The organism is Chryseobacterium carnipullorum (genome assembly GCF_900142785.1).
In the GTDB taxonomy this organism is placed as follows: Bacteria; Bacteroidota; Bacteroidia; order Flavobacteriales; family Weeksellaceae; genus Chryseobacterium; species Chryseobacterium carnipullorum.
Window position 1 is genome coordinate 117,612 of the sequence record NZ_FRCD01000012.1, and the last position, 20,926, is coordinate 138,537.

General features: G+C 39.0%; 18 protein-coding genes. 12 read left to right on the top strand and 6 right to left on the bottom strand.

The features are described 5' to 3' along the window. Positions 1-5 precede the first annotated feature (5 nt). The 3 genes from BUC06_RS14450 to BUC06_RS14460 all read left to right on the top strand — a co-directional run bounded on the left by BUC06_RS14450 (position 6) and on the right by BUC06_RS14460 (position 3,137). On the top strand, positions 6-1,424 hold the full coding sequence (locus BUC06_RS14450; RefSeq protein ID WP_073334721.1) for an efflux transporter outer membrane subunit: 1,419 nt from the start codon (positions 6-8) through the stop codon (positions 1,422-1,424). A 59-nt stretch (positions 1,425-1,483) separates the two neighbouring features. Next, positions 1,484-2,038 (top strand): DUF2652 domain-containing protein, encoded by a 555-nt coding sequence (locus tag BUC06_RS14455; protein WP_073334722.1) that lies wholly within the window; start codon positions 1,484-1,486, stop codon positions 2,036-2,038. Between the two features lie 139 nt (positions 2,039-2,177). Next, positions 2,178-3,137, top strand: a complete 960-nt coding sequence (locus BUC06_RS14460; RefSeq protein ID WP_073334723.1) for a Fic family protein — start codon at positions 2,178-2,180, stop codon at positions 3,135-3,137. A 375-nt stretch (positions 3,138-3,512) separates the two neighbouring features. Here the strand turns inward: BUC06_RS14460 and BUC06_RS14465 are convergent, their stop codons facing one another. The 5 genes from BUC06_RS14465 to BUC06_RS14485 all read right to left on the bottom strand — a co-directional run bounded on the left by BUC06_RS14465 (position 3,513) and on the right by BUC06_RS14485 (position 9,684). Beyond that, positions 3,513-5,774, bottom strand: a complete 2,262-nt coding sequence (locus BUC06_RS14465; protein ID WP_073334724.1) for a glycoside hydrolase family 3 C-terminal domain-containing protein — start codon at positions 5,772-5,774, stop codon at positions 3,513-3,515. A gap of 319 nt (positions 5,775-6,093) precedes the next feature. Next, complete coding sequence (metQ, locus tag BUC06_RS14470; protein ID WP_073334725.1) at positions 6,094-6,900, bottom strand: methionine ABC transporter substrate-binding lipoprotein MetQ; 807 nt, start codon at positions 6,898-6,900, stop codon at positions 6,094-6,096. An 87-nt stretch (positions 6,901-6,987) separates the two neighbouring features. Next, on the bottom strand, positions 6,988-7,644 hold the full coding sequence (gene metI / locus BUC06_RS14475) for a methionine ABC transporter permease MetI (RefSeq protein WP_073334726.1): 657 nt from the start codon (positions 7,642-7,644) through the stop codon (positions 6,988-6,990). Further along, on the bottom strand, positions 7,637-8,665 hold the full coding sequence (locus BUC06_RS14480; RefSeq protein ID WP_073334727.1) for a methionine ABC transporter ATP-binding protein: 1,029 nt from the start codon (positions 8,663-8,665) through the stop codon (positions 7,637-7,639). The genes metI and BUC06_RS14480 overlap by 8 nt, the downstream gene beginning before the upstream one ends. A 23-nt stretch (positions 8,666-8,688) precedes the next feature. Further along, the gene (locus tag BUC06_RS14485; RefSeq protein WP_073334728.1) at positions 8,689-9,684 is read right to left on the bottom strand and encodes an EamA family transporter; all 996 of its coding nucleotides are present in this window, start codon (positions 9,682-9,684) and stop codon (positions 8,689-8,691) included. A 554-nt stretch (positions 9,685-10,238) separates the two neighbouring features. On the opposite strand from BUC06_RS14485, the gene BUC06_RS14490 reads away from it, so the two are divergent. The 5 genes from BUC06_RS14490 (at position 10,239) to BUC06_RS14510 (ending at position 15,865) form a co-directional block, all read left to right on the top strand. After that, positions 10,239-10,532, top strand: a complete 294-nt coding sequence (locus BUC06_RS14490) for a GNAT family N-acetyltransferase (protein ID WP_073334729.1) — start codon at positions 10,239-10,241, stop codon at positions 10,530-10,532. Between the two features lie 137 nt (positions 10,533-10,669). Continuing rightward, complete coding sequence (locus tag BUC06_RS14495) at positions 10,670-12,280, top strand: Na+/H+ antiporter (RefSeq protein ID WP_073334730.1); 1,611 nt, start codon at positions 10,670-10,672, stop codon at positions 12,278-12,280. Between the two features lie 42 nt (positions 12,281-12,322). Beyond that, positions 12,323-12,634, top strand: a complete 312-nt coding sequence (locus tag BUC06_RS14500) for a hypothetical protein (protein WP_073334731.1) — start codon at positions 12,323-12,325, stop codon at positions 12,632-12,634. A 127-nt stretch (positions 12,635-12,761) separates the two neighbouring features. Further along, a complete protein-coding gene (locus BUC06_RS14505; RefSeq protein ID WP_073334732.1) occupies positions 12,762-13,637 on the top strand; it encodes a pirin family protein in 876 nt (291 codons plus the stop codon). A gap of 104 nt (positions 13,638-13,741) precedes the next feature. Further along, complete coding sequence (locus BUC06_RS14510) at positions 13,742-15,865, top strand: type IA DNA topoisomerase (protein WP_073334733.1); 2,124 nt, start codon at positions 13,742-13,744, stop codon at positions 15,863-15,865. A 240-nt stretch (positions 15,866-16,105) separates the two neighbouring features. Here BUC06_RS14510 and BUC06_RS14515 read toward each other — a convergent pair whose 3' ends face one another. Continuing rightward, entirely contained in the window at positions 16,106-16,528 is a 423-nt protein-coding gene (locus BUC06_RS14515; protein ID WP_073334734.1) for a hypothetical protein, read from the bottom strand. Between the two features lie 456 nt (positions 16,529-16,984). Between BUC06_RS14515 and BUC06_RS14520 the strand changes: the two genes are divergently transcribed. The 4 genes from BUC06_RS14520 (at position 16,985) to BUC06_RS14535 (ending at position 20,780) form a co-directional block, all read left to right on the top strand. Continuing rightward, positions 16,985-17,407 (top strand): PaaI family thioesterase, encoded by a 423-nt coding sequence (locus tag BUC06_RS14520; protein ID WP_073334735.1) that lies wholly within the window; start codon positions 16,985-16,987, stop codon positions 17,405-17,407. 109 nt (positions 17,408-17,516) lie between these two features. Beyond that, positions 17,517-17,861, top strand: coding sequence for a phage holin family protein (locus tag BUC06_RS14525; RefSeq protein WP_073334736.1), 345 nt, complete (start codon positions 17,517-17,519; stop codon positions 17,859-17,861). A gap of 301 nt (positions 17,862-18,162) precedes the next feature. Then, the gene (locus tag BUC06_RS14530) at positions 18,163-20,157 is read left to right on the top strand and encodes a S9 family peptidase (protein WP_073334737.1); all 1,995 of its coding nucleotides are present in this window, start codon (positions 18,163-18,165) and stop codon (positions 20,155-20,157) included. A gap of 131 nt (positions 20,158-20,288) precedes the next feature. Beyond that, positions 20,289-20,780, top strand: coding sequence for a DNA-deoxyinosine glycosylase (locus BUC06_RS14535; protein ID WP_073334738.1), 492 nt, complete (start codon positions 20,289-20,291; stop codon positions 20,778-20,780). Positions 20,781-20,926 lie beyond the last annotated feature (146 nt).

A 20,926-nucleotide genomic window follows, 5' to 3' on the forward strand; every position in this document is an offset into this window, starting at 1 on the left:
TTAAAATGAATTCAATTAAAAATATAGCATATATCGCATTGATCTCAGGAGTTGCCGTTTCATGCAAAGTTCAGAAATATGAACAGCCTGAAGTGAAAATGCCTGAAGCGTTCAGAAGTGACAGCATCGTTGTGGAAACTCAGGAAAATATAGCAAAGACAAGTTACCGGGATTTCTTTAAAGATCCGGTTCTGGTCAGTCTTATTGATAAAGCCATTGCACAGAATAATGATTTTCTTGTTGCTTTAAAACAGATAGAATATGCCTCCCTTGCTTATAACCAGAGCAAGTGGGGGAATGTTCCCACCATCAGTGCAACCGTTGGAAACGCAAGTATCAGCAGACCATCAGACAACAGTATGAACGGAATAATGGCCGGACAGTTCATGGGAAGAAAATATACAGAAGATTATACCACATCTGTGAATATTTCATGGGAAGCTGACATCTGGGGAAAGATCAAAGGAAGAAAAGAGCAGGCTCTGACAGAATATCTTAAAACCCAGGAGGCGGCAAAGGCGGTGAAAACACAGTTAGTAGCTTCAGTAGTACAAGGGTATTATAATTTGCTGATGCTGGATACTCAACTGCAGATCACAAAATCCAATCTTGAATATTCTGATACCACCTTGAAGTTCTTAACCAAGCAGCAGGAATTGGGCTTAACCACCGCTCTTGCCGTACAGCAACAGGAAATTGTAAAAGATCAGATCTTAAAAACGGTTCCTGCCATTGAAAGTTCTATTGCGATTCAGGAAAATGCATTAAGTCTTTTGACAGGCTCAATGCCTGATAAGATTGAAAGAAGTGCGAGTCTGAACAATGTACAGTCTCCGGACAGGATTGCAGCAGGAATTCCATCAGAACTGTTAAGCTACAGACCGGATATTAAAACCGCAGAACTCGAAGTCAGAAAAAGTGCAGCGGCTATTCATGTAGCCAAAATGAGCATGTATCCTTCTTTGAATATCACTGCTCAGGGCGGATTGAATGCTTTCCAGGCCAGTCACTGGTTCAGTGTTCCCGGTTCCCTTTTCGGAATGGCGGCAGGAATGATTGCGCAGCCTATCCTGAATGGAAAGCAGCTGAAAACGCAATATGAACAGTCTAAAGTGCTGGCAGATCAGGCTGAAATTAATTTTAAGCAGTCTGTACTAAAAGCGGTAGGAGAAGTTTCGGATGCGCTGGTGCAAATCCAGAAGCTTGAGGAACAGCAGAAAATTGCAGAAGGACTGGCTACGAAATCCGGTGAAGCCGTGAAGAAAGCTGATATTTTATTTAAATACAATTCCGCGACTTATCTGGAGGTGATCATCGCGCAAAGCAATAAGCTTCAGGCAGAACTGGATCTGGCTTCCCTGAAAGCCCAACGCTTAAATGCCATCACTTCTCTGTACAGAGCAGTTGGCGGCGGTTGGCAGTAAAGTAAAATGAAACCTGCTTCGTCTATGAGGATGCAGCAGGTTTTTAAACTATAATCATTATGAAGAATACAAATATACATGAGGGTATTATTCTTATTCCTGATTTCAGCGGGTTTACTGAATTTGTGTTCAATACAAAACTTTATACAGGAGAATATATTGTAAGACAACTACTATCTACACTGATCGATATGAATGATCAGTATTTTGAAATTTCAGAGATCGAGGGCGATGCCATTTTATTTTACAGATATGATGACAAACCTTCCTATCAGAAGATTTCAACGATGCTCTGGAAAATGCGGAATGCTTTTAACCTGAAGATTAAAGAATTGAGCAAGGAGTTGAGTATGTCCATAGATATGTCACTGAAGTTCATTGTACACTATGGAAAGTTTTCACAGTATACGATAGGAAGTTTTAAAAAGCTCTATGGCAAAACGGTTGTGGAGGCTCATCAGATGCTGAAGAATGAATTTGCCCAACAGCCGTCTTATGCTCTTTTCAGCCATTCTTTTTTAGAAAACAGTGGAAACAGTGATTCAGAAATCAATACACAGAAATATCATCTTCCGGAAGGAGGGATGATTCATTATTTTGAAAGTGTCAACTAGCCTATTTATTTTTTAATCCTTGTCAATTGGCTATGTGATGCCCGGGTGAGATCCGGGCATTTTTAATTTATGTCATATTATGACATAAATTAAAAAATGATTTCCTATCTTTGATACTATCAAATGATACTATCAAGTTTTGAAGCCACCCTATACCATTACCGATAAAATCTTATCATTAGTTGCTTCTATATCTGAAAAGATTGGAGAAATTAATGCCCATCATCTTTATAAACCAGCAACAGAGCTACGCAAGAAGAACCGTATCAAAACCATTCAGTCTTCATTGGAAATTGAAGGAAATACGCTCACTGAAGAACAGATCACGGCATTACTGGAAAATAAGCGCATCATTGCCCCATTAAAAGATATTCAGGAAGTACACAATGCTATTGAAGTATATGAACGCTTAAAACAATTTAATCCAAACAGTCTTAAAGACCTGGAGAAGGCCCATGCTATTTTAATGAAAGATCTGATAGATAAAGCTGGAAAATTAAGGACTTCAAATGTAGGAATAGTCAAAGGTTCTAAAGTAGAGCACATTGCTCCGTCCGGAACAATGGTAAAAGGGCTGATGAATGATCTTTTCCAATATCTGAAAATTGATCCCGAACTTGTCTTAATAAAAAGTTGTGTATTTCACTATGAATTTGAGTTTATCCATCCCTTTTTAGATGGTAATGGAAGAATGGGAAGATTGTGGCAGACGTTGATTCTGATGCAACAATACCCGGTATTTGAATATCTTCCGGTAGAAAGTCTTATTAAAAAGAATCAGAAGGAATATTACAGCAAGCTTTCAGAATCCGATAAAAAAGGAAATTCTACTCCCTTTGTTGAATTTATGATGGGAATTATTTTAGAAGCGCTTCAACAGGTTTTGCAGTCTCAGAATACAAACCTGAATACGAAAGAAAGGATCCTGATTTTTAAAGAAAAGATGAAGATCGAAAGATTCAGCAGAAAAGATTATCTGCAACATTTCAAAAACATTTCCGCACCCACGGCCAGCAGGGATTTAAAATGGGCCACAGAACAGAAGATTTTAGAGAAATATGGAAAACAGCGATTGACTGAGTATCAGTTCATAGGTTAAGGTGGTCTGTATCTAGAATATTGACGAAGGAATTGAGTACAAAAAAGAAACTAGAAAAAGTGAATTTTATAAGGAGCTCCTTCAACCTGTACTACCGACCAATCCTTGACCTAAGAAACTGGAGCGTAAAGAAAATGAATTCTGTGAACGTAAAGAAAACTCTTTTGTCTGAGTTCGGGACAAATCCTGATTCTTAACATAGAGTGTTACCGCACGAGTTTTAGAGTTTTTAGAGAACAGATTTCATTTTTAGCGGAAGGGTCTAGTCTTGAATTTTTGGTTCATTTTGCTTCAAGGCAAAAGAACAAATTACATAATACAAAAAAAAGCAGATCCCGTAGAACCTGCTTTGATATTTAAATAGATAAATAATTACTACTTCAACGTAAACTTCACTTTCGTCTTAATCGCATCAGAAGAATTCCCAATCTGCGCCTCAAAATCTCCAGGCTCAGCCGTCCATTCATGCTTATCTGCATCAAAATAGCTCAATGCTGTTTTATCAATCGTGAACGTCACTTCTTTCTGCTCACCAGGATTTAAATATACCTTTTCAAAACCTTTCAGTTCTTTGGCAGGGCGTGGTACAGAAGCTTTGGTATCACTGATGTATAACTGTGCTACTTCAGCACCTGCTTTTTTTCCTGTATTTTTTACAGTCACGGTGAATGTGATCTTATCATCCTGAGACATCATTGTTTTATCAGCAGAAGCCTTTCCAAACTCAAATGTGGTATAGCTCAGTCCATGTCCGAAACTGAATAAAGATTTGATCTTTTTCGTGTCGTGCCAACGGTAGCCTACGAAAACACCTTCATTATACGTAATATTGATTGGGTTTTTCTGATCTTTTCCTTTTCCGGCTGCCAGTTCGTCTTTTTGTCCCGGATATTCTCCCAACTGATGGGCTGAATTATCTTCCAGCTTCACAGGGAAAGTAAACGGAAGTTTTCCTGAAGGGTTGGCATCACCTGCCAAAACAGAAGCGATAGAATTTCCAGCCTCAGAACCCAAATACCACGACTGCAGAACAGAAGGAACATCTTTGATCCACGGCATCGCTACCGCGTTTCCGGAAACTAAGACTACCGCTAAGTTTTTATTGGCTTTCGCTAACGCAGAAATCACATTGTCTTGGTTGTAAGGAAGTCCGTAGCTTTTTCTGTCGTTACCTTCACTATCCTGGAAATCAGCTTTATTCAGTCCACCTACGAAAATAACGTAGTCTGATTTTTTTGCCAATTCCACAGCTTCATTCAATAATTCGGCTGGAGAACGGTCATCTTTTAAGTTCTGTCCGGATTTTACCCCGTTATATTCTCCTCCAATATCTCCTACATAACCTCTTGCATATTGTACATCGGCTTGTTTTCCAAATCTGGATTTGATTCCGTCCAATGGAAGCGTTTCATATTTTACCTTTAAAGAAGAAGATCCACCACCCACGGTCATGATTTTGATGGCATTTTCACCAATCACTGCAATTTTTTTAGCTTTATTGATGTCAATAGGAAGTACATTGCCTTGATTTTTCAGCAATACAATTCCTTCTTCCCCGATCTCTTTTGCCACAGCTTTATGTTCTTCAGAAGCAATATTCCCGAAAGGTTTGTTTCTGTTCATCGTTGTTTTGTACGCTAAACGAAGGAGTCGGGTTACTTTATCGTCAAGTTCCTGTGTACCCACTTTTCCTGCTTTGATGAGGTCTAAATAAGGTTTTGCCAGATAATAATTGTCGTAAGCATTTTTCGTCCCGGCAGAAAGTCCGTTCGTCCAGCTCCCGAATTCAAGATCCAATCCGTTGTGGATCGCCTGTTCTGTATTGTTGACCGCTCCCCAGTCGGAAACGACAACTCCCTTGTAGCCCCATTCTTTTTTCAGAATGTCATTTAAAAGGTATTGATTCTGGCTGGCATATTGGTTTTTGTACATATCATAAGCGCCCATGATCGTCCATGAATCTCCTTCAGTTACCGCTGCTTTGAAAGGTGGAAGATAGATCTCATAAAGCGTTCTGTCATCAATATTGACATTGCTCGTATGACGGAACATTTCCTGATTGTTTAAAGCAAAATGCTTCACAGAAGTTGCCACACCATTGGATTGTACTCCCTGAATATAAGGAACCACCATTTTTGAAGTTAAGTAAGGGTCTTCCCCCATATATTCAAAGTTTCTTCCGTTCAGAGGTGTTCTGTAGATATTAACACCAGGTCCGAGAAGAATGTCTTTTTTTCTGTATCGGGCTTCTTCGCCCAGAGCTTTCCCGTAATTCCAGGACATTTTCTTGTTCCATGTGGCAGAAAGTGCCGTAAGGGCAGGGTAGGCAATGATTGAGTCATTCGTCCATCCGGCCTGGTCCCATTCGTCCCACATCACTTCCGGACGTACCCCGTGAGGTCCGTCTGTAGTCCAGAATTCAGGAATTCCCAGTCTGGGAACGCCAGGAGAACTGAACTTGGACTGTGCATGCAGCATAGCCACTTTTTCTTCCACAGTCATTCGGGAAAGAGCATCCTGAATACGTTGCTCTACAGGTTTCGATTCATCTAAATAAACGGGTTGAGTATGAGTCTGAGCCATATATGAAGCAGCAATAAAAGTGAATAAACTTACGATGGCGGTTTTCTTGAACATAAAATGCCTTTTTATTGATTAACAACAAAAGTAAGTAAAATTTTTATTATCTCAAATTGAGAAAATGAATTTTATCGAATAAGTATTGCGGGATCGGTTTTTTTTGGTTTCAGGTTTCGGGGTTTATGATGCGGATGCAAAATTCGGGTTTTCATGATGATGAGATAAAGAGTTTGAGTTTTTTAACAGGTAAGAATCTTTGAAAATCACGGTCTATATCTATTGTCTAAAATTTATCATCTAATATCAAATATCTGACATCTGATATCTCATGTCTTTTATCTTTACTCATTATTTCAAAATCCACCTCCTCACCGCACTACCATCCTTTCACCGCTCCGCCTTTAAAAATCTCCTCAGCTTTCCTGGCGACTTCGTCGGACTGATAAGCTTTTACAAAATTTTTGACTTTATCGGAATTTTCATTGTCATGTCTTGAAACCACTACATTCACATAGGGTGAATCCTTATCTTCGCTGAAAACACCTTGTTTACTGGCATCTAATCCTGCCTGAGCTGCAAAATTATTATTGATGATGGCGATAACCACTTCTTGATCATCCAGAACTCTTGGAAGCTGCGGAGCTTCAATTTCAAGGATCTTTAACTGTTTTGGATTCTCAACAATGTCTGTGACTTTCGGAAGAAGTCCGGTTCCTTCTTTTAATTTTAAAAGTCCGTTTTTTTGAAGGAGAAGGAGAGAACGTCCTTCGTTGGTAGGATCATTGGGAATCACCACTGTACTTCCGTTCTGAAGTTGGCTGATTGTTCTGATCTTCTTTGAATAGGCTACGATAGGATAAACAAAGGTATTTCCTACCACAGCCAGCTTGTAGCCTCTCTGCTTCGACTGTTCGTTCAGATACGGAACATGCTGGAAAGCATTGGCTTCAATATCTCCGTTGTTCAGAGCCTCATTCGGGACCACATAATCATTGAAAGGAATCAGCTCCACATCAAGATTGTATTTTTCCCTGGCTACTTTTTTAGCAGCTTCGGCAATTTCCAGTTCCGGACCATACGTTATTCCCACCACGATATGATTAGGGTCATCTTTCTTTTTGGAACATGCATTGAATACGAGAAGTCCGGCCGTTAACAAGGCTATTGTTTTTATCTTTTTCATTAAAATTTTTTATGATTAAAAGGTGGCTGAGGGAGTAGAAGCCACCTTTTTTATTAGGTTTATATATTAACTTTCCAGGTTTTTGATTTACCTGTGATCAAATTTTTTCGCCAATCTGTCTCCCGCAAACTGAATGATAAACACCAATGCGACCAACAGGATCAGAACAACATTCATGATCACCGCGTCATAACCAATGTAGCCGTATTGATACCCGATCTGTCCCAGTCCGCCAGCTCCCAGTGCGCCACCCATTGCAGAATAACCTACCAGAGTGATCAGGGTAATCGCTGCATTGTTGATCAGGGAAGGAAGTGCTTCAGGAAGCAATACTTTCTGGATGATCTGTAAAGGAGATGCACCCAGTGCTCTTGCTGTTTCTATCAAACCATGCGGAACCTCAAGAAGACTGTTTTCAACCAGTCTTGCGATAAACGGAGCAGCTCCTACACTTAGAGGAACCAATGCTGCGTTCATTCCTATTGAAGTTCCTATGATGACTCTTGTAAAAGGGATCATCCAGACAATTAAAATAATAAATGGAATAGACCGGAAAATATTAACCAGAATAGAGGTTATTCTGTAGTAAGCTGCATTTTCCAACAGTTGTCCTTTCCTTGTTAAAAACAGGAGGATCCCCACCGGAAGTCCCAAAACAAATCCAAAAAATCCCGAAACAAATGTCATATAAATTGTTTCCCAAAGTCCCTTTCCCAAAAGAGCAATTACCGAATCACTAAGCATATCCTTTTACTGTATTTTGAATTTTATTCTGATTAAAATAATAGATGGCTTTCTGATTTTCTTCGGTTTCCCCCTGAAGCTGAAGCAGTAGTTTTCCGAAATTGGAATCGCCAAGATATTCTACATCGGCTTTCAGAAGTCGGTACGGTATTTTATATTGATCGTAAAGCGTTGAAAGCAGTTTTTCAACACTGATATGTTCATTGAGTTCTATTTCAACCAGCGGAAATAAACCATCCTGTGGTTCTTGCTGCAGTCTTTTATTGAGTTCCTGAGGAATCGTCATGATGTCTGAATTTATAAATTGACGGATTACCGGATTTTCTTTGTCCGAAATAATCTCGCTTAATGTTCCTTTTGCTAATAATTTGCCTTTGTCGATCACAGCTACATGATTGCAGACTGCCTTGATGACTTCCATTTCGTGGGTGATCAGAAGAATGGTAATGCCAAGCCTTTGATTAATATCCCTCAAAAGCTGCAGGATAGACTGTGTGGTTGCCGGATCCAGAGCGCTAGTGGCTTCGTCACAGAGAAGGAGATAAGGGTCATTCGCTAAGGCCCTTGCAATGGCGACTCTCTGTTTTTGGCCTCCGGAAAGGCTTTTGGGATAGTCCTTAGCTTTTTCTTCCAATCCTACAATCTTCAGCAGTTCATTGACTTTTCTGTTGATCTCCTCTTTACTCACATGGTCCAATTCCAGTGAAAGCGCTACATTGTCAAAAACAGTTCTTGACGAAAGCAGGTTAAAATGCTGGAAGATCATTCCGATTTTTTTACGTTCACCTGCAAGCTGTTTTGAGCTCAATTGGGTGAAATCTCTTCCGTTGATGATAATCTGGCCCTCATCTGGTCTTTCCAGAAGATTGACGGTACGGATCAGAGTGCTTTTTCCTGCTCCGGAAAATCCTATGATCCCAACAATATCTCCTTTCTCAACACTGAGGCTTACCTTATCCAGTGCTTTGAAAGACTGCTTTTTCTGATGAAAAGTCTTTGAAATGTTCTTTATTTCTATCATTTTTTAATGTATAGTTTTAATTTTTAAATGGGCTGATACGGTCGTACACTTTTATTAACCAGTCTCTTCAGTCTTCTTATTTTCACTTTCGAGCGTTTTGAAAGTCTGAAATATTTGGTCACATTGGTAAGCAGTACCCCCAATAATATAACGGACAATCCGTACAGCTGGCTTCCGTTAATCGTTTGTCCGGCTACGATCCAGCCAGCCAGTACCGTAACAATAGGGTTAATATAAGTATGGGTACTTACCAAAGCTGCCGGCTTTACAGAAAGCAACCATATATAAGATAAATAAGCTACAATAGATCCGAAGAATACCAGGAACAGTACACCCGCCCATGCCGATGCCGGAACATTGGAGAATGAAAAACCGTGCCATTCTTGTCTGAAAGAAGCTATAATAAAGGAAGCAACCCCAGCGATGATAAGTTGCTGTGCAATATTCATGAACGTAGACTGCGACGCCGGGTTTTTCTTTGAATACAGAGATCCCAGAACCCAGGCCACTGAGCTTAAGGCCAGAACAATGAATGCTGTGATCCGGAGGTTGCCGTCCACGGCTGTATGATGGGCGCTGGAAACACTTCCGTTCAGGAATAAAATCAGTCCTGCAAAACCTATAATCAGTCCTATCGGAATAAATTTGTCTGAGAAATAATACTTCCAGTTTTTCTTATCAATCGCAATAAACCAGAACGGCCCAGTGGCAATAGCAATCGCTGCTTCAGAGGCGGATACATACTGCTCCCCCCAGGCGACAAGCCCTGTTCCACCGGTAAGAATAAGTATTCCCGTGATGGCATTTTTTTTCCAGCTAATGAGAGAATTGGCTTTCTCACCCTTAGCCAGCAACCAACCGATCATCATCAATCCTGCCGCTAAAAAGCGGAATCCGGAAAGAATAAACGGGGGAAATCCCTTCAGACCAAATGAAATGGCTAAGAATGTAATTCCCCAAATCACGTAAATGTTGATAAATGCCACCGGCACCAGCCAGCTGTTTTTAGAACTGCTCATGATGTATGTTTTTATAGGATGTGTATTAAAATAAAAAGGCCCTACAACGTGGTAAGGCCTTTAGAAATATGTGATATAAAAGTAAGGTCAGCCACGGGATTTCTGATGCATAGGCATACAGTTGCACATCATCATAGTTTTGATGTTTTGTTTCTTAAGTGATTGAAGTTTAAATCCTTGTTTCATTTTGTTTTCTTTTCCTGAATACGGTTGCAAATATAGAACATATATTTTTATTAGTCCACTAAAATAATAGACTTTTTGGAATTTTTCATTCTTGAAGTATTTAATTATATGGTTATCAGATAATTATTTTTTTTAATCAAAGTCGAAATAAGTTCAGTTGTATGGATTTCGCGATAAGATGCATCGAAAAAAGTAAATTCTGCAGTTTGAATAGTATCGTTATAGCAGATGAGTTTATTCGAAAGACTCCTCAACCAATTAAAATAATCTATCATAAAAGCGTAGTGCTGATACCGAAGTTATCATACATCATTACTCAGCTTTAATAAAGATCATAATTTTGAATTATTAATTAAAAGCTTAAAAAAATGGAAAGAACAGAAATCGTTTTAGGAAATGTGAAAGGAGAAATTCAACTTTTCTCAGAAGACCATAAAGCTGGGAAAATGGACATTTCAGTAATCGGGAAAAAATTAACGGTTTATCATACAGAAGTTGATCCTGAACATGAAGGAAAAGGTTTTGCAAAAATATTACTGGAAAGACTGGTTTCCTATGCAAGGGAAAATGATCTTAAAATTGTACCGCTATGTCCGTACGTTCACTTACAGTTCAAACGTCATCCCGATGAATACAACGATGTTTGGCTGAAAGAAAATTAATCAATTTTAAAATGGTTGATTTTATTTGTACTCCATCATGGTTTGCCAGTAAATAAATCCTATGATAAGAAGCCTCTCTCCAAAAAATAAAAATCTCAGACGCCAACCGTCACTAACCTCTAATTTCTAAACAAAAAATGCACGAACATCTCCTGCTAATCCTCGCACTCTTGCTCGTCGTCATGCTGCTGGTGATGCTGGCACAGCGCATTAAAATCGCCTATCCGATATTTTTAGTATTGGCGGGATTGGGAATCAGCTTTATTCCCGGAGTTCCTGTTTTAAAATTGGATCCCGAAATTATTTTCCTGATTTTTTTACCCCCACTTTTATATGAAGCGGCATGGTACACTTCCTGGAATGATTTCTGGAAATGGAAAAGAACGATTTCGCTGATGGCTTTTGGTTTGGTGTTTTTAACGTCTATAGTGGTTGCTTTTGCTGCTCAGTCTTTAATTCCGGGGTTTACGCTGGCTTTAGGATTTTTACTGGGAGGAATTGTTTCACCACCGGATGCTGTCGCGGCCACCACTGTTTTAAAAGGATTAAAGGTTCCGAAAAGAACCATTGCGATGCTTGAAGGCGAAAGTCTGATCAATGATGCCTCGTCGCTGATTGTTTTCAGGTTTGCTTTAGCAGCGGTGATGACGGGTGTATTTTCCATGCAGGAAGCAACAGGGCAGTTTTTTCTTGTCGCTGGAATGGGAATCGTAGTAGGAATTGTTGGGGCTCATATTTTCTACGCGATCCACCGGTTTTTACCCACAACTCCGGCGATAGATGCCGCACTTACCGTCATGACTCCCTATATTTTATTTCTGGGGGCGGAACACTTTCATTTTTCAGGAGTGATGGCCGTCGTAAGTGGCGGGTTGTTTATGTCTTTCCGTTCGCATGAGATTTTTAAAACGGGAACCACCAGAATCAATATGACAGGCGTCTGGAATACCCTCATTTTTGTGATGAATGCGCTAGTCTTTGTATTGATCGGATTGGAGCTTCCCGATATCATCGATGGTTTGGGTGAAACATCCTTGATGGAAGGCATAAAATATGGATTGATCATCAGTTTGATTGTCATTCTCGTTCGTCTCCTATGGATTTATCCCGTAGCTCATATTCCGAGATGGCTGAGCAAAAAAGTACGTCAGGATCCCAGTCCGGGCTGGAAAAATCCCTTGATCATTGGTTGGGCAGGAATGCGTGGGGTAGTTTCGCTGGCCACAGCACTGTCAATTCCGGTGATGATGAACGATCAGGCAGAATTTCCACTAAGAAATTTAATCATCTTCATTACGTTTGTCGTCATTTTTGTGACCCTTGTTTTCCAGGGACTGACGCTTCCTTTGATTATTAAATTAACCAAAATTGGAGAAATTGATCCTATTTTACCCTCTCACGAGCAGCAGGCAGGAATTCAGATACGTCTGGATCAACTGGCAGTTGACCGATTGAATGAAAAATATGAAAAAAATTTAACAGGCAATAGTTTGGTTGAAAATTTAAAGGATAGTCTTCAAAATGACATCCAACTGCATCAGAGTCATTTGAGTTCTCTTGAAACATGCTCCAACAGGCAGAATGATCTTCAGGAATACCATCAGATTATGCTGGATATATTTGCTTTACAACGAAAAGAACTGTTCAGATTGAAAAGAGAAAAGCTTTTCAGCGACGATGAGATCCGAAAAGCAGAATCGCAACTGGATTTAAATGAATTAAAAATTACAGGAAATAAGCATTTATAATTTTAAAATTTCACATTCTTCCCTTTTAAAAACAAGATAAAAATGAAAACACTACAATTTTTAGTCATTGGAAAAAATCAGGAAATTCTTGAAACTTTAAAAAGAATCATCGAAAACAATGAAGGCTGGAAAGCTCAGATCCAAAGCAATGAATCGGTATGCTATGATTACATTAAAGACAATCAGGTGGATATTGTACTCTTAAGTTCAGGGTTGGAAGATCAGTTTGAAAAAGATATAAAAGTCTTTTGTGAAGAATTAGATCAAGAGGTTAAAGTGATCGATCATTACGGTGGCGGAAGCGGACTTTTAAAGAACGAAGTTTACAGCCTTTTCCCTGATTTGCAGCCATAAACTGAGTCAATGTTTGAAAATAGTATCAGTCAATGTATAAGTCTCACTGAAAACAAACCAGTTAAATACACAGGATTTTACATCACTGTAAATTTTTATAATCAAAATCAAAAAAATAACTAAAGATATGGACAGAAAAGATTTTTTAAAGAAAGGTTTATTGGGAACAGGCATGTTTGTAGCCTCTGCTTCTCTGGGAAATACGATGAAAAATGAAATCGACGAGATTGAGCCTCTGGAGCCTATCGGATACAATCATTTACCAAATCCGGAGTCAAAAATTAAAGATAACTCCATCATTCATAAAGCAGATTCCAGAGGAAAAGCAGATCATGGATGGTTGGTAAGTAACCATACCTTCAGTTTTGCGAATTATCATAATCCTGAAAGAATGCATTTTGGAGTGCTCAGGGTTTTAAATGATGACAAAGTAGAGGCGGGCAGAGGCTTTGGAACCCATCCTCATGACAATATGGAGATCATCAGTATTCCACTGGAAGGAGATCTTGAGCACAAAGACAATATGGGGAATACCACGGTGATCAAAAGTGGAGATATACAGGTAATGAGTGCTGGAACGGGCATTATGCACAGCGAATTTAACAAGAACACCGATCAGCCGGTCAAATTCCTTCAGATCTGGGTATATCCTAATAAGAGAAATGTAAGTCCGAGATATGATCAGATTACTTTAGACAAAACAAAAAGCCACAATACATTTCAGCAGATTCTCTCTCCCAATGCAGATGATGACGGTGTATGGATTCATCAGGATGCCTGGTTTCACTTAGGACGTTTTGATCAAGGGATGGAAAGCAATTATCAGATCAGAAAAAAAGGAAATGGGGTCTATGTTTTCCTATTAAAAGGAACAGCAGAGATCGAAGGTCAATCATTGGAAGAAAGAGACGGTTTCGGAGTTTGGGATATTTCAGAGCTAAATATTAAAGCAACCGCAGAAAACACGGAGATTCTATTAATGGATGTTCCCATGACGATGTAATCTGAACACAGCACCATAGTATTTAAAAGAATCCACTCCGAACTAAATTAGCAAAATCCAAAAAAAATCCCGACTTTTGTCCCCCTTCAATAATTCCGAAATTCATGAAACTTTGTATTGCCGAAAAGCCAAGTGTTGCCAGAGATATCGCCAAAGTATTAGGTGCTACCATGCCTAAACAAGGCTATATGGAGGGCAACGGATACTGCGTGACATGGACCTTCGGACATCTTTGTACTTTAAAGGAACCTCACGACTATGGTCCTCAGTACAAATCCTGGAATTTGTTTTTATTGCCCATTATTCCAAGCAGTTTTGGGATCAAATTAATTCCCAATAAAGGTGTTGAAAACCAGTTTAAAGTAATTGAAAGATTGGTGGAAGAATGTGATGAGGTCATCAACTGTGGTGATGCCGGGCAGGAGGGAGAACTCATTCAGCGTTGGGTTTTGCAGAAAGCAAAATGTACCAAACCTGTTCAGCGGTTATGGATCTCGTCCCTTACCGAAGAAGCGATCAAAGAAGGATTTGCGAATTTAAAACCTGCGGAAGATTACAAAAATCTGTATCTGGCGGGAAATGCAAGAGCGATTGGCGACTGGCTGTTGGGAATCAATGCTACAAGATTATTTACTAAAAAGTTTGGCGGAAACAAAGCCGTCCTTTCTATTGGAAGAGTGCAGACGCCTACGTTGGCCATGTTGGTTCAGCGTCAGAAAGAAATTGATGCGTTCAATACCGAAGAATATTGGGAACTTAAAACCAAATACCGCGACGTTATTTTCAATGCAGCCATTGATCGTCTGAAAACTTTAGACCGTGCTGAAAAAGGACTTGAATACCTTAAATTAAATCCTTTTGAAATTGTCTCTTTTGAAATTAAAGAAGGAAAAGAAAAAAATCTCAGACTTTTTGATTTGACAGGACTTCAGGTAGAAGCCAATAAAAAATATGGCTACTCCGCAGAAAACACGTTAAATTATATCCAAAGTCTGTACGAAAAAAAGCACGTGACCTATCCACGTGTGGATACCACTTATCTATCCGAAAGCCTGTATCCGAAAATAGAAGGCATCCTTCGGAAAATGCATTTTTATCAGGATCTGATTTCCCCATTGCTGGAGGCACCTATTCCCAAGTCAAAAGCAGTTTTTGATGATACGAAAGTGACCGATCACCATGCGATTATCCCAACTGAAGTTCCGCCTTCCCAAAATCTGAGCAGAGAAGAGAAGTTGATTTATGACCTTATTGCCAAACGTTTTATTTCAGTGTTTTATCCCGAATGTAAGATTTCAAATACTTTGGTGGAAGGAAAAGTAGGAACGATTCCCTTCAAAACAAGTGGAAGACAGGTTCTGGAACCGGGATGGAGAGCTGTTTATGCCAAAGAGCCCAAAGAAGAATCTGCAGATAAAGAAAAAGAGAAGGAAGAAGAACAGACCATTCCGGAATTTATCGTTGGAGAAACCGGACCCCACGATCCGATGATCCATCAGGGAAAAACCACACCACCGAAACCCTACACCGAAGCAACGTTGCTGAGAGCAATGGAAACAGCCGGAAAACAGGTGGATGATGAAGAACTGCGTGAACTTTTGAAAAATAACGGAATTGGAAGACCGTCTACCCGTGCCAACATCATTGAAACCCTTTTCAAAAGAAAATATATAGAAAAGAAAAGAAAAAACCTCATTGCTACTCCAACCGGAATGCAGCTGATCGATACCATTGAAGACGAACTGCTGAAAAGCCCCGAATTAACCGGAGAATGGGAATCTAAACTTCGTAAAATTGAAAACGGTGAATATGAAGCCAACCAGTTTAAAGAAGAATTGATTCAGATGGTCACGGAACTGACCGAAAAAGTCGTGTATGGAAAAGGAAAAGTAATCACATTATACGAAGAAAAAGAAGAAGTCAAAGAAAAGAAAAAACGCGAACCTGCCGTCAAAAAAGAACTTCAATCCTGGGAAGAAACCCAATGTCCAAAATGTAAAGAACACCATTTGATCAAAGGAAAAGCAGCGGTGGGATGTTCCGATTTCAAAAACTGTGGTTTTAAAATCACCTTTGATATTTTCGGAAAGAAACTTTCGGATAAACAGCTTTTAGATCTCGTTTTAAAAGGAAAAACATCAAAACTGAAAGGTTTCAGCACCCATTCTGAAAGCTTGACAGAAGGCGTTCTAACCATTGGAGAAGATTTCCAGGTCCAGCTTGCGTGAGAATTTTAAATTCTAAAAACCAGCGGAATCAGCCCTAATTAAAAATTTATACCCATAAAAATTTTAATCTCACTCAGCCTCAAACCCAGGATAAAAATTCCTGAAAATCAAAATCCCAACAAAAATAACAATGGAATGACAAAGAATTCCCCTCCTCCGGAGGGGTGGCAAATCAAAGATTTGACGGGGTGGTTCCAATATTTCACAACATAAGCCACCCACTCACAAAGCCGAGCTCCCTCACCTAAACAACTTACCATACCATCCTCCGATATCTTTTTTTATATCATCATAATATTTACATAAGACCTGAGCCAATTCAAGTTCCGATCTTTCAGATTTATAAGTGTTTAAAGTCAGATAACCAAAAAAATTACCGTCCTGATCAACAATAGCCGGAGGATACGAAGCATAACTGTTCCACGGAGAATACGTACTGTATGAACTTCCATAGTTTCCGTAACTGTTCCAGATGGATTTTGAACTGTAAACATTTCCATAATCCCCATACGTATTCCAAACTGAATTTTTATCAAAAGTATCACAGTTTAAACATCCCAGATATTGATCCTGATTGGAACCGCCATACAGGTGTAAGGTCTGAGCCTGAAAAAGACAGCAGATCAGGAGGCTTAAAACGGTGAATATCTTTGTGGTGTTCATACGGATGACTGTTTGTAGCAAAGCTAATACTTTTTGTAACCGTTCTATAAACCGCCCCGTCAAAAATTCTTTGAATTTTCACCATCCCTCCGGATGAGAGGAATACTCATTATTCAACAGTAGTCATCATTAAAATTATGATTTTCAAAAAAACTTAAGTGCTTAAAAAACTTTTGTACCTAATGTATATTTTTTAATCTCCCGAAGATTTCTCAGATGACACCGATTTTTTTATCATGATAAATAAAAATCTTAGATTTTTGGGAAAACTTAAGTGTACTTCTTGTGCGTTATCGATTTAGCTTAAGTGTTAAAAAGCTTTTGCATCTTTTGTGGTAAAAGCTTGTTGAACTATTTAGAATTTCAGCATTAAGAAGTAAACTTGTTTTCAATTTTCTGGGTTTTCTGAAAAACATTGGTGAACTTTGTGTTTACATTCAGATTAAATAGATATTCATGACTCCAGAAAAAAAGAAACTCATCACGGACAGCTTTGACCGCTCAGAAACATTGAAATTCTACAATGCAGAATTACTGGAAGTAGACACCGATTTCGTCTCCATTAAAATTCCTAAAATGGAAATGATGACCCGGAAAGCCGGAATGTTCAATGGGGCGATGATCGCTTCCCTGGTGGATGTTTCCTCAGGATATGCCTCGGTAAGTCACTACAAAGACGATTGTTATGTGGTCACCGTTGAACTGAAGGTCAATTATCTTCGTCCCGCATTGGGAGATGCCCTGATATCGCGGTCTTACGTTATCAAAGGCGGAGCAAAGATCATTGTCGTAAGAACTGAAATTTATGTTCTTGATGAAAATACCGGATCCGAAAGTCATGTGGCTACTTCACTGGTGACTATGATGAGGATAAAGTAAAGGACACCCAAATTAAAATATTACGTAAACAAAGAGTCTCACTGTGTTTTTTCAATGCAAATGGAACAGGTTTTGCTCAATAAAGACCATAAACATTAAAAAATATAATATGAACTTAATTATCAGGCTGTTCATTACAGCCATCGTTGCGTATCTTTTGACCAAGGTACTACCGGGGGTAAATTTCGAAGGATTTTCTTCGGCAATTATATTTGCCATCGTACTGGGGGTATTAAATATTTTTGTAAAACCTATTCTGGGACTTTTTGGATTACCATTAACGATTATTACATTGGGATTATTTGCCCTGGTGATCAATGCTCTGATCATTCTGATTGCAGATTATTTTATAGACAGTATGGTCGTAGACGGCTTCTGGTGGGCACTGATCTTTAGTGTGTTGCTGTCCTTTGTGACTTCACTGGCCAATTCCATGTTTTCAGATGGAGATTAATTCATCCGATATAAATCCATATCCTAAAGTCTGCTGTTCTTACGGCAGACTTTTTTGTTGCTTACGCTATATTAAAGAATAGATCTAAGCTGAAAATAGGTGTTAGGTAAAAATGTTTTATAATGATGAGTGTCATTTTCAAAAATATTTATGGTGAATGCAGAATAAATCAAAACTTAAATGTTAATTCTTTCGCTCATTTTTATTTTAAATATTAACTTTGGCCTTCTTTGAATTAAATAAAAGGAATGTGTGAAATCATGCCGGTTTCACATATCCGTTAAAAAATCAATACCAACATATGAAACTTAAGTACAGTCTGCTGGCTCTGGCAGCTCCGCTTTTAATGAATGCACAACAACTCATGACGCCTGAAATTCTTTGGACTTTGAAAAAAGTAGGAGTGCAGGCCGTTTCGCCGGATCAGGCTTCCCTGATTTATAAAATAGGACAGGTAGATCTGAAAACAGAAAAAACAAAAAATGAAAACTACTTTCTCAATGTTCTCAATAGCCAGTCTTCCAAAATAGATTTCGGTAAAAAAAACCTTATCCAGTGGGATAAAAACGGAATTTATGCACAGGAAGGAGACAAGATTTATCTGTCAAAAGATAATGGAAAAACCTGGTCGGAATTTTATACCATTGGTGAAGTCGATAATATTGTGATTTCTCCGGACGGTAAAAAAATTGCATTCAGCAAACAGGTTCTGGTAGAAAAGCTGATGGGGAAAGACAAATACAGCGACACCCCTAAAACGACAGCTCAGGTATATACAGACTTAAACCACAGACACTGGGATTATTTCAATGAAGGGAAATACAACCATGTATTTGTTGTCAATACCACAGATAAAGCAGAATCTGCAAAAGATCTTTTAGAAGGGAAAACATGGGATTCTCCTCAGAGACCTTTCGGGGGAGCTGAAGATTTTATCTGGAGCCCGGATTCTTCACAGCTTTTATACGTTACAAAACCTAAAAGCGGTAAAGAATATTCTACAAGTACCAATACAGACATTTTTGCTTACGACCTTGCTTCAGGAATTACGAAAAATATTACAGAATCCAATAAAGGATATGATGTAAATCCAAAATTCAGCCCGGACGGAAAATCTCTGATCTGGCAGAGTATGGCGAGAGACGGATATGAAGCAGACAAAAATGATGTGAAAATCATGGACTGGAAGTCTGGAAAAACGAGCAATCTTACTGCGGGTTGGGATGAAAGCGTTTCCGGAGATGTATTCTGGAGCGGTGATTCCAAAATAATCTATTTTACAGCTGCATTCAAAGGAACAAAACAGTTGTTCTCTCTGGATCCTAAAGCCGCAAAAGTACAGCAGATCACTAAAGGTGATTTTGACGTTAACGAAATCTTTACTGATAATAAAACTTCACTTTTAGTAGGAAGAACAGACGTTAATCATGCCACGGAATTATTCTCTGTGAACGTGAAAAACGGTGAAATGAAGCAGGTGACCGAAGCCAATAAAGAAGCGTATGCTAAACTGGCACAGGGGAAATCTGAACTGAAGATGGTAAAAACAACAGATGGAAAAGAAATGGGTGTATGGTTCCACTACCCACCGAATTTTGATCCGAATAAAAAATACCCTACACTGGTTTATTGCCAGGGAGGTCCGCAGTCTGCACTGACGCAATTCTTCAGTACAAGATGGAACTTCGCACTCATGGCTGCCAACGGATACATCGTAGTAGCACCAAACAGAAGAGGAATGCCGGGCTGGGGAACACAATGGAATGAAGAAATTTCTAAAGACTGGGGCGGACAGCCGATGAGAGATTATCTGGCAGCAACAGATTACGCGAAAACATTACCATATGTAGATGGTGAAAGAGTAGCAGCAGTAGGAGCAAGCTACGGAGGATACAGCGTATTTATGCTGGCCGGAATCCATGAAAACAGATTCAAAACATTCATCGCACACGATGGATTATTCGATATGAAATCCTGGTATCTTACTACAGAAGAACTTTGGTTTGCCAACTGGGACCTTGGTTCTCCTTGGGAAAAACCACTTCCAAAAGCCTATACAGAATTCAACCCAAGCAATTTTGTTGAAAAATGGAACAAGCCGATTATGATCTTCCAGGGAGGAATTGATTTCCGTGTACCTTACGAGCAGGGACAGGAAGCTTTCCAGGCAGCTCAATTAAGAGGATTGAAATCTAAATTGGTTTATTTCCCTAATGAAAATCACTGGGTACTTCATCCGCAAAACGGATTGGTATGGCAGAGAGAATTCTTCGACTGGCTGAAGGAAACTTTATAATGAAAAACGAATAACTGAAAGTGAATCGAATGGCTTTTAATTATTCCTGAAAATATCAATAGAAACGGGCTTTGGCCCGTTTTTTTTATGGGATAATGAAACGCCTTTAACCAGATTTTATATATTTGAATATGCAAAACAGAATTTCCTCTTTTCCACCGCTTATTGATGATCAGTCTGAAATCTTAATTTTAGGTTCAATTCCTGGTGTCAAGTCACTGGAAAAGCAGCAATACTACGGTCATCCGCAAAATAAATTCTGGACCATTATTTTTCACCTGTTCAACGAAGAATTTACTGAAGATTATAACAAGAGAAAAAAAATCCTAAAGAAACATCACCTCGCAGTCTGGGATGTTATCGATTCCTGCGAAAGAAAAGGAAGCCTCGATTCTGAGATTAAAAATGAAGAAGCCAACCGGATTGATGAACTTTTGGAAGAACATGCCCATATCAAAGCAATTTTCTGCAACGGAGGTAAATCGTATAAAAATCTGCAGAAACTTTTAGGCAAAAATTATAAGTTACCTATTATTCAGCTTCCTTCTACGAGCCCACTTCATACCGTGTCTTTTGATAGTAAATTGCAAGAGTGGAGGAAAATCCTTGAGTTCTTAGCTTAAACTTTTTTAACTTCATTAAATTTGAAAAGTTTATTACCTTAAAAATTATAAGTTTAAGTCATTAGAAAATCAGAGATTTTTGACAGCTTAAATGTAGTTTTCGGAGCGGGAAGCAAAGCTTCCCGCTCCGAAAACTTTCCTCAGTC

Coding starts and splice junctions, on each gene's coding strand:
- BUC06_RS14450 (WP_073334721.1), top strand. CDS start 6: ATGAATTCAATTAAAAATATAGCATATATCGCATTGATCTCAGGAGTT.
- BUC06_RS14455 (WP_073334722.1), top strand. CDS start 1,484: ATGAAGAATACAAATATACATGAGGGTATTATTCTTATTCCTGATTTC.
- BUC06_RS14465 (WP_073334724.1), bottom strand. CDS start 5,774: ATGTTCAAGAAAACCGCCATCGTAAGTTTATTCACTTTTATTGCTGCT.
- metQ (WP_073334725.1), bottom strand. CDS start 6,900: ATGAAAAAGATAAAAACAATAGCCTTGTTAACGGCCGGACTTCTCGTA.
- metI (WP_073334726.1), bottom strand. CDS start 7,644: ATGCTTAGTGATTCGGTAATTGCTCTTTTGGGAAAGGGACTTTGGGAA.
- BUC06_RS14480 (WP_073334727.1), bottom strand. CDS start 8,665: ATGATAGAAATAAAGAACATTTCAAAGACTTTTCATCAGAAAAAGCAG.
- BUC06_RS14485 (WP_073334728.1), bottom strand. CDS start 9,684: ATGAGCAGTTCTAAAAACAGCTGGCTGGTGCCGGTGGCATTTATCAAC.
- BUC06_RS14490 (WP_073334729.1), top strand. CDS start 10,239: ATGGAAAGAACAGAAATCGTTTTAGGAAATGTGAAAGGAGAAATTCAA.
- BUC06_RS14495 (WP_073334730.1), top strand. CDS start 10,670: ATGCACGAACATCTCCTGCTAATCCTCGCACTCTTGCTCGTCGTCATG.
- BUC06_RS14500 (WP_073334731.1), top strand. CDS start 12,323: ATGAAAACACTACAATTTTTAGTCATTGGAAAAAATCAGGAAATTCTT.
- BUC06_RS14505 (WP_073334732.1), top strand. CDS start 12,762: ATGGACAGAAAAGATTTTTTAAAGAAAGGTTTATTGGGAACAGGCATG.
- BUC06_RS14510 (WP_073334733.1), top strand. CDS start 13,742: ATGAAACTTTGTATTGCCGAAAAGCCAAGTGTTGCCAGAGATATCGCC.
- BUC06_RS14515 (WP_073334734.1), bottom strand. CDS start 16,528: ATGAACACCACAAAGATATTCACCGTTTTAAGCCTCCTGATCTGCTGT.
- BUC06_RS14520 (WP_073334735.1), top strand. CDS start 16,985: ATGACTCCAGAAAAAAAGAAACTCATCACGGACAGCTTTGACCGCTCA.
- BUC06_RS14525 (WP_073334736.1), top strand. CDS start 17,517: ATGAACTTAATTATCAGGCTGTTCATTACAGCCATCGTTGCGTATCTT.
- BUC06_RS14530 (WP_073334737.1), top strand. CDS start 18,163: ATGAAACTTAAGTACAGTCTGCTGGCTCTGGCAGCTCCGCTTTTAATG.
- BUC06_RS14535 (WP_073334738.1), top strand. CDS start 20,289: ATGCAAAACAGAATTTCCTCTTTTCCACCGCTTATTGATGATCAGTCT.